Genomic DNA, 12,600 nt, shown 5'->3' on the forward strand with positions numbered 1-12,600 from the left:
TGCCTCCATGCGAAAGAACATCCTGATTACGGGCGCCAGCTCGGGCCTCGGCGAAGGCATGGCGAGGGAGTTCGCCGCCCTGGGGCGCAACCTCGCGCTGTGCGCGCGCCGCACCGAGCGCCTGGACACCCTGAAGGCCGAGCTGCTGGCGAAGCACCCGGGCATCCAGATTTCCGTCCGGGCGCTGGACGTGAATGACCACGCGCAGGTGTTCAGCGTGTTCGACGCCTTCGCGCAGGAGCACGGGAGCCTGGACCGCATCATCGTCAACGCGGGCGTCGGGGTGGGCAAGCGCATCGGCACGGGGAACTTCGCCACCAACGTGCAGACGGCGCAGACGAACTTCGTCGCCGCGCTCGCGCAGTGCGAGGCGGCCGTGGGCATCCTCCGCAAGCAGGGCCAGGGGCACCTGGTGACCATCTCCTCGATGAGCGCCTTCCGGGGGCTGCCCCGCCACCTCACGGCCTACGCGGCCACGAAGGCGGGACTGGCCACGCTGACCGAGGGCATCCGCGCGGAGCTGCTCGGCACGAAAATCAAGGTCAGCACCCTCTACCCCGGCTACATCCACACGGAGCTGAACGCGGGCGCGAAGAACCTGCCGTTCGCCGTGGACTCGGCCACCGGCTCGCGGGCGATGGTGAAGGCAATCGAACGCGAGCCGGTGAAGGCCTATGTCCCCGGCTGGCCGTGGGCGGCGGTGGGCTTCCTGCTGCGCAACCTCCCGCTCAAGCTCGTGGCGAAGATGTCCTGAGCGGGCTGTTCGGGTGCTCTGGCTGGCCCCGCACGTGAGGGACCGGCTAGCTTGCGTGGCTTCTCCCCATGGAAAGCCCTCTGCCTCCCTCCGTACAGTCCACCGCAGCGGCCCCTCCGGACCGCGCCGGGCTGTTCGCGCGCTTCGGTCCCGGCATCCTCGTGGCCGCCACCGGTGTCGGAGCGGGAGACCTGCTCACCGCCAGCCTGGGTGGCTCGGCGGTGGGCGTGTCCATCCTCTGGGCCGCCATCGTCGGCTCGGTGCTGAAGGGCTTCCTCAATGAGGGCATCGCCCGCTGGCAGCTCGCCACCGGCACCACGGTGCTGGAGGGCTGGGCGCGGTTCGGCGCGGGCCTGCGCTACCTGTTCCTCATCTACCTGCTGGGGTGGAGCTTCTTCACCGGCGGCGCCCTCATCTCCGCGTGCGGAGCGGCCGGTGACGCGCTCTGGCCCCTGAGCACGGACGCGGACACGTCGCGGCGCCTCTGGGGCGTGCTGCACTCGCTGGTGGGCCTGGGCCTGGTGTGGTTCGGCGGCTTCCGCCTGTTCGAGAAGCTGATGGCCGCCTGCATCGGCCTCATGTTCTTCGGCGTCATCTTCACCGCCGTGGCCTCGGGTCCGGACTGGGGCGCCGCGGCGCGAGGCCTCGTCATCCCCTCCATCCCCCGAGGCGGCACGGGCTGGGTGCTGGGCCTGCTGGGCGGCGTGGGCGGGACAGTGACCATGCTCTCCTATGGCTACTGGATTCGCCTGAAGGGCCGCGAGGGCCCCCGGTGGCTGCGGACCTGTCAGGCCGACCTCGCCGTGGGCTACTCGCTGACGGCGATGTTCGGCATGGCCATGGTGCTCATCGGCTCCACGCTGCAACTGGAGGGCTCCGGGCTGAAGGTGGCGAACCTCCTGGCGCAGCGGCTGGGCGAGGTCATCGGCCCGGCCGGGTACTGGCTCTTCCTGTGGGGCTTCTGGGCCGCCGTCTTCTCCAGCCTCCTGGGGGTCTGGGAGGGGGTCCCCTACCTCTTCGCGGACTTCCTCCGCATCCACCGGAAGCAGCCCACGCCCCAGGTCGAGCTCAGGAGCACCCGGGCCTGGCGCCTGTACCTCGTGGCGCTGGCCCTGGTGCCCCTGCCCATGCTGTGGGTGCCGCTCAAGAATGCGCAGCTCGCCTACGCGGTGGTGGGCGCGCTGTTCATGCCGATGCTCGCGGCGACGCTGCTCTGGATGAACAACCGGCGCGACTGGGTCGGGGAGCTGCGTGGCGGCTGGCTCGTCAACGCCGCGCTCGTCGCCACGCTGCTCCTCTTCCTCGGGGTCGGGCTCGAGGAAGCGCTCGACGCACTCCGCAAGCTGCGCGGGCCGTGAGGCCAGAGGCGTGCCTAGGTGGGGTCCGACATCTTCTCGAACTGGAAGACGTAGAGCGCAGGAGTGGGGGAGGCCCCGATGGCCGGCCCCCAGCCGTACATCACGTTGTTCAGGCACACCGGGTTGGTGAGGTACCCCGTCACGCCCCAGGTGTTCGAGATGAAGCTCACAGTGCCTGTCGGAGTCACCACGACATCACTCGAGTCCGGGAGGCTGACGGCGAACGGCTGGCCCGAGACATAACGATCTGAGTAGAGCACCGGCACATACCCGATGGAGGCTCCGAACCGCGTGTCCAGGTTGCCCGTCGCGGAGACGTAGTGCAGGGAGCCCGCGTTTTGGTAAGTGTGCTTGACGTAGCTGGCCCTGCTGTCCCCCTGCATCGAGACGTACGTGAAGCCCACGTACTTGCTGGCTCCCTGGGCGGCCCAATTGAAGTACGGCGCCAGGAACGTCTGGCAGTTCGCGTCCGCGGTGCCCGCGGACAGGCACACCATCAGGGCGCACACCCCGACGAGGCTCGAGCGAAGCGTGGACAGCGGGCCGGACTCCAGGGTGAAGGTGCTGGCGATTCTCTTCGAAAGCGTGTGCATCGTGGCTCCCTTGTACGGGCGAAGGTGGACTCGTGTCGGGTGGAGGCCTGGAGTGCTGCGTCCAGGCGCGCCCGACCTGAGTACCCGTAGCAAGCGGAGGGTGATGGAAGCGTGACGGCCCCTCAGGCGACTCCGGCTCCAGCCCCCATGGCCTCGTCGCTGTCGTTCTCCGCGCCGTAGCGCAGCGACTCCCACGCGAGCATCACCTTCTTGCGCGCCGGGCCCCAGCGGTAGTCGCCGAAGACGCCCGTCTTGCGCAGCACGCGGTGGCAGGGGATGAGCAGCGCCACGGGGTTGTCCCCCACCGCCGAGCCCACCGCGCGCACCGCCTTCGGGTTGCCGATGGCCTTCGCGAGGTCCTCGTACGTGGCCACATGGCCTGGGGAGATGCGCAGCAGCGCCTGCCACACCTGCACCTGGAAGGGCGTGCCCTTCACCAGCACCGACAGCGGCGTGGGCTCGCGCGGCGGCTGCTCCGGAAAGATGCGCTCCGCCCAGGACGCGGTGGCCTCGCGTGACTCCACGAAGGTGGCGCGGGGCCACTGCGCGCGGAGCGAGGCCAGGGCCTCTTCGGCGGACTCCCCGGTGAGGAAGTGCAGGCCGCAGATGCCGCGCTCGCAGGTGGCGATGAGGCAGTCGCCAAAGGGGGACGGGTGGATGCCGTACCGCACCGTCAGTCCCTCGCCTCCCTGCTTGAACTCCCCCGGCGTCATCGCGGTCAGGGTGATGAAGAGCTCGTGCAGCCGCCCGCCGCCGGACAGGCCCACGGAATAGGACGTGTCGAGCACGCTGCGCCGCTCGGCCAGCAGGCGCCGGGCCGAGCTGAGCGTGTGGACCTGGAGGAAGCGCTTCGGGCTGATGCCGGCCCAGCGGGTGAAGAGCCGCTGAAAGTGGAAGGGGCTCAGGCCCACGTGCGCGGCCACGTCATCCAGGGACGGCTGCTCGAGCGCATGGGTGTCGAGGTAGTGAATCGCCTGCTCGATTCGGGCGTAGTCGCTGGTCGCCATGCCACGGCTCCTTGGAAGAGGTCGCTCCTGGCCTCAGGTATGGCCGCCAGGGTGCCCGCGAACAACCCGGTTCTTGCGGAGGGAAGGCCGCAAGCATCGGGTCGTCCACCCGGGCCGGGCTCCCTACCCTGCCTCGCATCCCTCATCTCGGAGCCCCGCGATGCGCCTCTACGACTATCTCCCTTCCGCCAATGGCTACAAGGTCCGCCTGCTGCTGTCCTGGCTCGACCGCGCCTATGAGCTGGTGCCGGTGGACATCTTCGCCGGCGAGAGCCACACCGAGGACTTCCTGCGTCACAAGAACCCCGACGGCCGCATCCCCGTGCTCGAGCCCGAGCCGGGCCGCTTCCTCGCGGAGTCCAACGCCATCCTCCTCTACCTCGCGGAGGGCACGCCGCTGCTCCCCCAGGACGCCTTCGAGCGCGCCCAGGTGCATCAGTGGCTCTTCTTCGAGCAGAACAGCCTGGAGCCCAACGTGGGCACCGTGCGCTTCTGGCACCTCACGGGCCGGGCCCCGCTCCATCCGGAGACGTTCCGCCTGCGCATGGCGCGGGGCCATGAGGCGCTCGCCGTCCTGGAGCGCCACCTGAAGGGGCGCACCTTCCTCGTGGGTGGAGGCCCCACCGTCGCGGACATCGCGCTGTATGCGTACACGCACGTCGCGCCCGAGGGCGGCTTCGACCTGGGGCGCTACCCGGCCGTCGCCGCCTGGCTGGCGCGAGTGAAGGCCCTGCCCGGCCACATCGGTGCGCTGCCGCCTTACACCGCCAACGCGCACGTCGTCGTCGCGCCGGCGGCGTGAGACGGGCAGCCCGGGCGCTGAACGCCGGCACGGACACGCGGCTTGACTGGCGGGAGGCACGGGACTATCCGTAGCGGCGAATGACGCACTTCTGCTCCATGTGTCGAATGTCGATGCCGGGTGGGCTCCAGCCCGCCAGCGTCGGCTGACGTCCGTCTGTCCGACACTGACGAGCCACCGGAGCCCACCCACCCGCGAGGGTTGGTGGGCTTCGTCGTTCCTGGACGCGCGCTCTCTCCCCTCGCCCCTTCCACCGAGGAACCCGCGTCCATGCCCCCATCCGCCATTCCGTCTCCGCGTCTCTTCGACCTGTCCCTGCCCGACCTGACGTTGGAGGCTGGCGCCCGTGTCACGAACCACCTGGTGCGCGGCTGGTGGTGGGGCCCCGAGGAGGACCTCCCGTGGCTCCACTCCCGCGCGCGCCTGCTCTCCGAGGACGAGGCCCGCGACAGCACTCTGCGCGTCGTCCGCCGCACCGTGGCCGAGCAGCGCCACGCCGTCGAGCAGACCCGCCGTCATGGCTCCGCCCGCCCGCCGTCCGCCGTGCCCACGGTGCTGGTGGTGCACGCGCTCACCGGAGACATGCGCGCGGGCGGTGAGGGAGGTTGGTGGGAGCCCGTCATCGGTCCAGGACGCGCGCTGGACCCGAGCCGGGTGCGGCTGCTGTGCTTCAACAACCTGGGCTCCTGTTACGGAACCACCGGCCCCGCGGACGAGGGCTTCCCGAAGAGGACGGACGACACGCGCTTCCCGCCGCCGCCCGCACTCCTCAAGGGGGACCTGCGCCAGGACGAGTCGCGGCTGCCCGCCACCCTCACCCCGTGGGACCAGGCGCGCGGCATCCTCCTGGCGCTGGATGCGCTGGGCGTGGACGAGGTGGCGCTCGTCACCGGCGGCTCACTCGGCGGGATGATTGTCCTCTGCCTCGCGGCGCTGGCCCCGGAGCGCTTCGCACGCATGGCCCCCATCGCCACGGCCGAGTCCGCCACGGCGTGGGTGGTGGGCTTCAACCACGTGGCGCGGCAGGCCGTGCTGCTGGACCCGGACTTCCCGGAGGCGCCGCACCGAGGGCTGGAGCTGGCGCGGCAGCTCGCCATGCTGACCTACCGCGCCGAGCCGGGCCTGGAGGCGGACCAGGGCCGTCCTGCCGCGTGGTCCTCTCGCGCGCTCTACCCGGTGCAGAGCTACCTGGAGCACCAGGGGCGCAAGCTGGACGCGCGCTTCGACGCACGCGCTTACCTGTCGCTGCTGGGCGCCATGGACCACCACGACCTCGCGCGCGGGCCCGAGGGCGGCCTCGCCCGCATCCGTGCGAGCGCGCTGTGCGTGGGCATCGACCAGGACCAGCTCTTCTTCCCCGCCCACATGGAGGCCCTGGCCCGGCGCCTGCGCGCCCTCGGACGCCACGCCGAGCACGCCCAGCTGTCCAGCCTCTACGGCCACGACGGCTTCCTCGTGGAGTGGGAGCCCATGGCCGCGCTGCTCACCCGCGCGCTCGCGCTGCCTGCCGGAACGGGCTTCGCGCCGCCGCTCCCCGCTCCTTCCACCGTCAGCCGCGTGCACGCACGCCACGGGGTGTAGGCCCGAGGAGCCGGGGGACTCAGCCCACCTTGCGCTGCCCTGGCACCGTCGGCGGCTCGTGGTGGGACCAGGTGGGGGGCTCCGACTCGCAGGTGAAGGCGCGCAGCCGGCGGTACTCCGGGTACGACGCCTGGAGCATCAGCAAGTCCCCCGCCTGGATGACGTCATCGCCGCTCGGGTGGAGCTTCTCGTTGCTGCCCCGCACCAGGGACAGCGTCAGCGCGCCGAACCTGTCGCGCACGCTGGAGATGTTCAGCCCCGGCAGTCCCTCGCGCGCCTCGAACTGGGACACCACCATCAGGTGCTTGCCCAGGTGGAAGGAGTGGATGATGCGCGGGTCCATCGCCGCCAGCGCCATGGCCGGGGCCGCCAGCGACGAGCTGGAGAGCGCCTCCGCCTTGAACGTGTCGCGCACCTTGCCGCTCAGGTCGTCGTCGAACAGGCGGATGACCACCCGGATGTCCGGGTTGAGCCTGCGCGCATCCAGGGCGATGTTGAGGTTGGCCAGGTCGTCGTCCGTGGCGCAGACGATGGCGGAGGCCTGCTTCACGTTGGTGCGCGGCAGGCACAGCGGGCTGCGCGTGTCGTCGATGAGCAGCGGCACCTGCTCGTCCCGCAGCGCGGAGACGAAGGCGGCGTCCTCGCGCTTCTCCACCACCACCACGTCCCGGCCCATCTCCCGCAGCTGCGCGACGACGCGGTAGCCCACCCGGCCCGCCCCGCACACCACGACGTGGCCCTTCATCGTCTCGGTGACCACCTCTATCCACTCCTTGTCGTTCTTGTGCCGGGCGAAGAAGAGGTAGGCGAAGCGCACCACGCCATCCACCACCAGGGCGATGCCCACCGGCGGAATCACCACGTTGAGCAGCTCGATGAGCCAGTCGTGCACGTACGGCAGCGACGGCTGGCCGTAGAGCAGGAAGTAGACGTGGTGCAGCCCCTCACCGAAGGAGATGCCCGTCCCGTCCGGCCCCACGTAGCGCCAGTGGAACAGCAGCGGCCCCAGCAGGAACAGCCCCGCCGACATCACCAGCGTCGTGCGGAAGCGCCGCACGAGGGCCCGCAGGTAGAGCAGGTTGGCCCGGAGGTTCCTGCGGGTGTCCACCATGACGCCTCCGCGGCTCAGGACGCCGGGGTGATGCCGGTTTCCGCCGCGTTGCGCGCCCGCCGCCGCTCCACCAGCCACACCAGCAACACGCCCAGCTCGTAGCAGAGCAGCATGGGGCCGGCCATCAGCGACAGGTTCACCACGTCTCCGGTGGGGGTGATGATGGCCGCGGCGATGAGGCACACCACGAAGGCGTGGCGCTGGTACTTGAAGAGCCACCTCGACTGCACCACGCCCACCACGCCCAGCAGCGCCATCACCAGCGGCAGCTCGAAGATGATGCCGAAGGCCAGGATGAGCAGCAGCACCAGCGACAGCTGCTCGTGCATGGTCAGCATGGGCCGCGTCCAGCGCGCCGCCTCATGCAGCGCGTTCGCCGCCGCCAGCTCCTTCTCCAGCTTCCACAGCCCCGCCAGCTCCTCCGTGCGCGTGGGCGCCACGCCCGCCAGCAGGCTCGCCGCCGCGTCCATGGCCGCCGACGCGGCCACGTAGTCCTGGCGGGCATACGCCGTCACCGCCTCCACCCGCTTCTCCACCGCCTGCCGCAGCACGTTCCGCTCGGCCACGCCGTAGCCGTCCGCCGCCGCGTCCAGCAGCTTGCCCAGCCCGTCCATCCGGGACTTGAGCTCCACCGAGGCCGAGGGCGCCCGCTCCGGCGCCGGGGCCTGGCCCTCTCCTTCCGCGCGGAGGCTGGTGCTCGTCTCCCTGGCCAGCAGGCCCGCCCGCTCGGCGTCACCCACGCGCAGGAAGCGCAGGGCGTCGTCCGCGCGCAGCCGGGCCGTGTCCAGCCGCTGCTCCAGCGCCAGCGTCTCCTCCTCGTTGAGGAGGAACTTGAACATGGAGGGCAGCACCGCGAAGTAGCAGAAGGCCGCGCCCAGCAGGAACGCGATGGAGCCGAACGCCACGAAGGGCGCGGCGTAGCGGCGCTCCTCCGGATACAGCCCGGGCGACACGAAGCCCCAGATCTGCATCAGGATGACGGGCGTGGTGAGGAAGATGCCGCAGTACACGCCCACCTTCATGAGGACGTTCAGCTCCTCGATGCCGGACGTGTAGATGAGGGCGCGGTTGCCCTCGGGCAGCGCGTCCAGCACCGGGCGCATCAGCACGCCGAAGATGGGCTTGGCGAAGAGCAGCGACACGGTGCCCAGCACCAGCACCGCGATGGTGCACCGGAACAGGCGCGAGCGGAGCTCCGTGAGGTGCTCCGCCAGGCTCATCCGCATCTCGGGTTCAGGGGCGACAGGCGGGGGACTCAGGGCTCAGCTCCGTTTGGACGCGTTGCGCGCCACCGTGCCGGGCACGGGCACCGGCGTGTCAGGGGTAGGCACCACCGGCTCGGCCGCGGCCGAGGCCTCCGCGGGCGCATGGAGCGCCGAGGCCTCCAGCTCCCGGGGGCCGTTCAGGTCCATCTCCAGCACCTGCGTCCCGGAAGCCGGAGCCTGCGCGCCGGGCTCGGGAAGCGCGGCGAGCGCGCCGGCCTCGGGAGCCACCGCGAGCGCATCCGGGGTGCCCGGGGCGAGGCCTTCCGGAGCCCCCAGCATGGGTGAGCCCGGCGCGGGGAGCGCGGGCCCTTCCGGCGGGACCAGGGGCGAGGAGGGGCTGTAGGCGAATGGCGTACCTGGACGGACGGGCGGAGCCGTGGGCTCGCGCGAGATGTCCTGGTCCATGGTGTAGAACTCGCGCTCCACCACGTTGCGGACCTCGTCCGTCTGGCGGCGGAACTCGCGCATGAACTTCCCGAGGCCGCGCGCCAGCTCGGGCAGCCGCGTCGGCCCGAGGATGAGCAGCGCGGCCACCAGGATGAGCATCATTTCGCCTGCGCCGATGTTGAACATGTCCTGACGCGCTCCCCGGAAGGCAGCCTGGGTTATCGCGCCTGGGGCCGGCGGGCGCAACCGCTCGTCTCGTCCGGACGTCCGCCCGCTACCGTGGGAGGGCGCCAGGCAGCCAGGGGGACGGGCGGCCCTGCTACTGGTGGGGGTGGGCCTCCGGGGACAGGGGGACGGCCATCCCCTGGGCGGGGGGCACCGCCAGGGCGCGCGCCCGCTCCCGGGAGCGCACCCGCCGCTCCACCACCCACAGCATGGGGGGCACCAGCAGCGTCAGGCCCATGGAGACCCCCGCCACCCAGGGCATGCCGCCCAGCGTGCCGTCCGGCAGGTCGGTCAGCAGCTTCACGCTGACGAAGGCGCCCACGGCGGCGGCCATGTGCTGGATGGCGGACTGCAGGGACATGAAGCGCGCGCGGACCGGGTTGTCCGGCACGCGCGAGGTGAGCGTGTTGTAGGCGACGTTGCGCATGCCCATGGCCAGCATGAAGGCCATGAAGAGCACCGGCACCGGCAGCCAGCGCGGGTAGTGCACGAAGCCCACGTCCGTGGACACCACGGCCAGCACCGAGCCCACCGTGCCCACCACGAAGGCGCCGTGCCGGTCCACCATGGGGCCCGCCACCCGCAGCGTGGCGAAGCTCACCAGCCCGCCCACGAAGTACGCGAGCTTCAGGCTCTCGCGCGGATAGCCCAGGTTCTGCTGCACGTAGGCGGAGATGTTGGGGATGATGACGAAGCTCGCCATCATCACCACCGCCGTCATCAGATACGACAGCTGCACGTCCGTGCGGCCCAGCAGCTCCAGCACGCCGACCTTGCGCGCCGCCGGGTGCGCCTGCTCCAGGTGCCCGCGCACCGGGGGCAGCAGGAAGATGGCGCCGGCCGCCACCAGGAGCCCCAGCCCCGCCACCACGAAGAAGGGCATCCGCCAGCCGCCCCACTCCGCCATCGCCAGCGCCAGGGGCACGCCGAGGATGGACGCCACGGAGAAGGCCCCCATCACCGCGCCCAGCGCCCGCCCGCGCCGCTCCACCGGCACCAGGTCCGCGATGATGGACAGCGACAGCGACGTGGCCGGCCCGCCGAAGATGCCCGCCGCCACGCGCGCCAGCAGCAGCGTGGTGAGCCCCGTGGCCAGGCCGCCCGCCGCGGTGGCCACCACCAGCCCCAGCATGGACACCGCCAGCGCCTTGCGCCTGTCATAGCGGTCCAGGAAGTAGCCGCCCGCCAGCCCCGCCACGCTCGCCGCCGCCGTGTAGGCGCCGCCGATGGTCCCGATGTGCGAGGCGGCGATGCCCAGCCCCTTCGCGAAGTCCGGGCCCAGCGGCATCACCATCACGAAGTCCAGGATGTTGACGAACTGGACCGCGCCGATGAGGAACACCACCGCGCGCTCGGAGACCTGTCTGCCCGTCGCCATGTGCCGCCTCTCCTGAGCCATTCCCGCCCTGCGCGCCCCCTACACCCGGAAGCGGCGCACCTCGGCGCGCAGGATTTCCGCCTGCCGCTGGAGGTTGTCGATGGCCTCCTCCAGCTGGCGCACCGAGCGCGTCTGGTGCTCCGACACGCCCTTGATGGTCTCCACCGCCTTGAGCACCTGCTCGCTGCCCTTGGTCTGCTCCTTCTGGGCGCGGTTCAGGTGCGTCACCATCTCGTTGATGCTCTCGATGGAGCGGGTGATCTGCTTGCTGCCGTGCGCCTGCTCCTGGCTGCTGCGCTGCACGTGGGCGGTGAGCGCCTTCATCTTCTCCGCGCTCTTCATGATCTGCTCGCCGCCCTTGGCCTGCTCGTTGGAGGCCTTGGAGATCTGCGACACCGTCTCGCTGATGCGGTGGATGGAGGCCGTCACCTGCTTGCTGCCGCGTGCCTGCTCCACGGTGGCGCGGGCAATGGCCTTCACCATCTGCGTGGACTTCTGGGTGCTGTCGTTGATTTTACGCAGCGCCCCTTCCGCCTCGCGGCCCAGCTGCACGCCCTCCTCCACGTTGCGCACGCCCTGGTTCATCACCACCACGGCGTTGCGGCTCTCCTCCTGGATGCTGCGGATGAGCTCGGCGATTTCCTTCGTGGACGCGCCGGTGCGCTCGGCCAGGTCCTTGATCTCCTCGGCCACCACCGCGAAGCCCTTGCCGTGCTCGCCCGCCTGCGCGGCGATGATGGCGGCGTTGAGCGCCAGGAGGTTGGTCTGCTCCGCCACGTCGTCGATGACGTTGAGGATGTTGCCAATCTCGGAGATGCGCCGCCCCAGGCTGTCGATGACGCCCGCGGCCGTGCGGCTGGTGTCCTTGATGCGGTCGATGCCGGACAGCGTCTTGCGCAGGGACTCCACACCCGTCTGCGCGTCCTCGAAGACCTGCTCGGACAGCCGCGCCGTCTCCTTGGCGTTGGCCTCCACCTGGCCGATGGCGGCGTCCATCTGGCTGATGGCCGAGGACGTCTCCTCCGTGGAGGCGGACAGCTCCTGGATGTTCTTGGCCACCTCCTTGATGGAGAACGTCATCTCTTCGATGGCGCTGGTGGTCTCCTCCACGCTGGCGGCCATGGCCTGGACGTTCTCCGCCACCTCGTCGTTGGTGGCGGCCATCTCCATGATGGAGGAGCTGCTCTCCTCGGCGCTCTGGTAGAGGACCTCGACATTCTCCGCGATGCCGCGCAGCGAGGCCATCATCTCCACCATGGAGGAGGACGTCTCCTCCACGCGGGCCTGCACGGTGGAGGCGCCGGTGGACACGGTGGTGCCGGTGCGGTGGATCTGCTCGACGACGCCGGCCACCACGTCCGACACGCCGCGCACCCGGCCCAGCGTGTCGCGCCAGCTCTGGGCAATGCGGTTGAGCGCCTCGGCCAAGAGGCCCAGCTCGTCCCGCGTCCCCACCTCCACCCGGCCGGTGAGGTCCGCCTCCGCCAGCCGGCGCGCCATGGTCATCATCGCGTCCAGCGGCACGAGGATGAACGCGCGGGAGATGAAGAAGGCCACCACCAGGAAGAGCGCCAGGCCGATGCCGAACGCCAGCAGCACCAGCTGGCGCAGCTCGCTGACGAACGTGTCCATGGTGGAGAAGTCCACCACCACCAGCGCCTGCCCCTCCCCGCTCTCCCGCAGCGACACCTCGCTGGTGGCGAGCTTGTCGCCGTTCTCGAAGCGCAGCTCCTCCAGCGACTTTCCTTCCGAGCGGGCCTTCGCCAGCTCCGGCAGGAACCAGCCAGGGGGCGGCGAGGGGTGGGTGGCCACCACCCGGCCGTCAGCGGAGAGAAGGGCGAGCACGTCGAAGTCGTCGTCCCCGGCGAGCACGCTCTCCAGGGTCTTCGCCAGATCCGCCTCGGGCTGAGCGGCCAGCACGCTGGCAATCTGCTGCGCCTTGTCCTCGCCATGGGTCATCAGGCGCGTCGCCAGGTGGTCCTCGACCCGCGACGGGATGACGAAGTAGAGCGTCCCGAGGATGAGGGCGAGGACCAGGGCGAAGGAGCCGAGCAGCAGGCTTCGCAGGCCGGGTTTCTTGAAGCGTTGAGCCAAGCCGGGGCACTGTAGGGAGGGAATCACCGGCAGGGCAAGGACCGA

11 protein-coding genes are annotated in these 12,600 nt (G+C 70.7%); 4 read left to right on the forward strand and 7 right to left on the reverse strand.

Annotation, left to right across the window (positions count from 1 at the left end; all coding sequences use genetic code 11):
• Positions 1 to 7: 7 nt before the first annotated feature.
• Together LXT23_RS36770 and LXT23_RS36775 are read left to right on the forward strand one after the other, a co-directional pair.
• Complete coding sequence (locus tag LXT23_RS36770; RefSeq protein WP_253985090.1) at positions 8 to 754, forward strand: SDR family oxidoreductase; 747 nt, start codon at positions 8 to 10, stop codon at positions 752 to 754.
• Positions 755 to 822: 68 nt separating this feature from the next.
• On the forward strand, positions 823 to 2,112 hold the full coding sequence (locus LXT23_RS36775; RefSeq protein WP_253985091.1) for an Nramp family divalent metal transporter: 1,290 nt from the start codon (positions 823 to 825) through the stop codon (positions 2,110 to 2,112).
• Positions 2,113 to 2,126: 14 nt separating this feature from the next.
• Here LXT23_RS36775 and LXT23_RS36780 read toward each other — a convergent pair whose 3' ends face one another.
• Positions 2,127 to 2,705 carry a hypothetical protein gene (locus tag LXT23_RS36780; protein WP_253985092.1) on the reverse strand — a complete coding sequence of 193 codons (579 nt, stop codon included), beginning with the start codon at positions 2,703 to 2,705 and terminating at the stop codon, positions 2,127 to 2,129.
• Between the two features lie 122 nt (positions 2,706 to 2,827).
• Complete coding sequence (locus tag LXT23_RS36785) at positions 2,828 to 3,712, reverse strand: bifunctional transcriptional activator/DNA repair enzyme AdaA (protein ID WP_253985093.1); 885 nt, start codon at positions 3,710 to 3,712, stop codon at positions 2,828 to 2,830.
• A 160-nt stretch (positions 3,713 to 3,872) separates the two neighbouring features.
• On the opposite strand from LXT23_RS36785, the gene LXT23_RS36790 reads away from it, so the two are divergent.
• Together LXT23_RS36790 and LXT23_RS36795 are read left to right on the forward strand one after the other, a co-directional pair.
• Positions 3,873 to 4,514, forward strand: a complete 642-nt coding sequence (locus tag LXT23_RS36790) for a glutathione S-transferase family protein (protein WP_253985094.1) — start codon at positions 3,873 to 3,875, stop codon at positions 4,512 to 4,514.
• A gap of 270 nt (positions 4,515 to 4,784) precedes the next feature.
• Positions 4,785 to 6,095 carry a homoserine O-acetyltransferase family protein gene (locus tag LXT23_RS36795; protein WP_253985095.1) on the forward strand — a complete coding sequence of 437 codons (1,311 nt, stop codon included), beginning with the start codon at positions 4,785 to 4,787 and terminating at the stop codon, positions 6,093 to 6,095.
• A gap of 19 nt (positions 6,096 to 6,114) precedes the next feature.
• Here the strand turns inward: LXT23_RS36795 and LXT23_RS36800 are convergent, their stop codons facing one another.
• The 5 genes from LXT23_RS36800 to LXT23_RS36820 all read right to left on the reverse strand — a co-directional run bounded on the left by LXT23_RS36800 (position 6,115) and on the right by LXT23_RS36820 (position 12,555).
• Positions 6,115 to 7,206, reverse strand: coding sequence for a potassium channel family protein (locus LXT23_RS36800; protein WP_253985096.1), 1,092 nt, complete (start codon positions 7,204 to 7,206; stop codon positions 6,115 to 6,117).
• 14 nt (positions 7,207 to 7,220) lie between these two features.
• Positions 7,221 to 8,426 (reverse strand): twin-arginine translocase subunit TatC, encoded by a 1,206-nt coding sequence (gene tatC / locus LXT23_RS36805; RefSeq protein ID WP_253985097.1) that lies wholly within the window; start codon positions 8,424 to 8,426, stop codon positions 7,221 to 7,223.
• Positions 8,427 to 8,468: 42 nt separating this feature from the next.
• Complete coding sequence (locus LXT23_RS36810) at positions 8,469 to 9,044, reverse strand: twin-arginine translocase TatA/TatE family subunit (protein ID WP_253985098.1); 576 nt, start codon at positions 9,042 to 9,044, stop codon at positions 8,469 to 8,471.
• Positions 9,045 to 9,177: 133 nt separating this feature from the next.
• The gene (locus LXT23_RS36815; RefSeq protein WP_253985099.1) at positions 9,178 to 10,461 is read right to left on the reverse strand and encodes an MFS transporter; all 1,284 of its coding nucleotides are present in this window, start codon (positions 10,459 to 10,461) and stop codon (positions 9,178 to 9,180) included.
• Between the two features lie 39 nt (positions 10,462 to 10,500).
• A complete protein-coding gene (locus tag LXT23_RS36820; RefSeq protein WP_253985100.1) occupies positions 10,501 to 12,555 on the reverse strand; it encodes a methyl-accepting chemotaxis protein in 2,055 nt (684 codons plus the stop codon).
• Between the last annotated feature and the right edge of the window lie 45 nt (positions 12,556 to 12,600).

It is taken from the genome of Pyxidicoccus xibeiensis, from assembly GCF_024198175.1.
GTDB classification, from domain to species: Bacteria; Myxococcota; Myxococcia; order Myxococcales; family Myxococcaceae; genus Myxococcus; species Myxococcus xibeiensis.

What these genes read in the sequence shown, in the direction of transcription:
- LXT23_RS36770 (WP_253985090.1), top strand. Translation starts at nt 8, where the DNA reads ATGCGAAAGAACATCCTGATTACGGGCGCCAGCTCGGGCCTCGGCGAA.
- LXT23_RS36775 (WP_253985091.1), top strand. Translation starts at nt 823, where the DNA reads ATGGAAAGCCCTCTGCCTCCCTCCGTACAGTCCACCGCAGCGGCCCCT.
- LXT23_RS36780 (WP_253985092.1), bottom strand. Translation starts at nt 2,705, where the DNA reads ATGCACACGCTTTCGAAGAGAATCGCCAGCACCTTCACCCTGGAGTCC.
- LXT23_RS36785 (WP_253985093.1), bottom strand. Translation starts at nt 3,712, where the DNA reads ATGGCGACCAGCGACTACGCCCGAATCGAGCAGGCGATTCACTACCTC.
- LXT23_RS36790 (WP_253985094.1), top strand. Translation starts at nt 3,873, where the DNA reads ATGCGCCTCTACGACTATCTCCCTTCCGCCAATGGCTACAAGGTCCGC.
- LXT23_RS36795 (WP_253985095.1), top strand. Translation starts at nt 4,785, where the DNA reads ATGCCCCCATCCGCCATTCCGTCTCCGCGTCTCTTCGACCTGTCCCTG.
- LXT23_RS36800 (WP_253985096.1), bottom strand. Translation starts at nt 7,206, where the DNA reads ATGGTGGACACCCGCAGGAACCTCCGGGCCAACCTGCTCTACCTGCGG.
- tatC (WP_253985097.1), bottom strand. Translation starts at nt 8,426, where the DNA reads ATGAGCCTGGCGGAGCACCTCACGGAGCTCCGCTCGCGCCTGTTCCGG.
- LXT23_RS36810 (WP_253985098.1), bottom strand. Translation starts at nt 9,044, where the DNA reads ATGTTCAACATCGGCGCAGGCGAAATGATGCTCATCCTGGTGGCCGCG.
- LXT23_RS36815 (WP_253985099.1), bottom strand. Translation starts at nt 10,461, where the DNA reads ATGGCGACGGGCAGACAGGTCTCCGAGCGCGCGGTGGTGTTCCTCATC.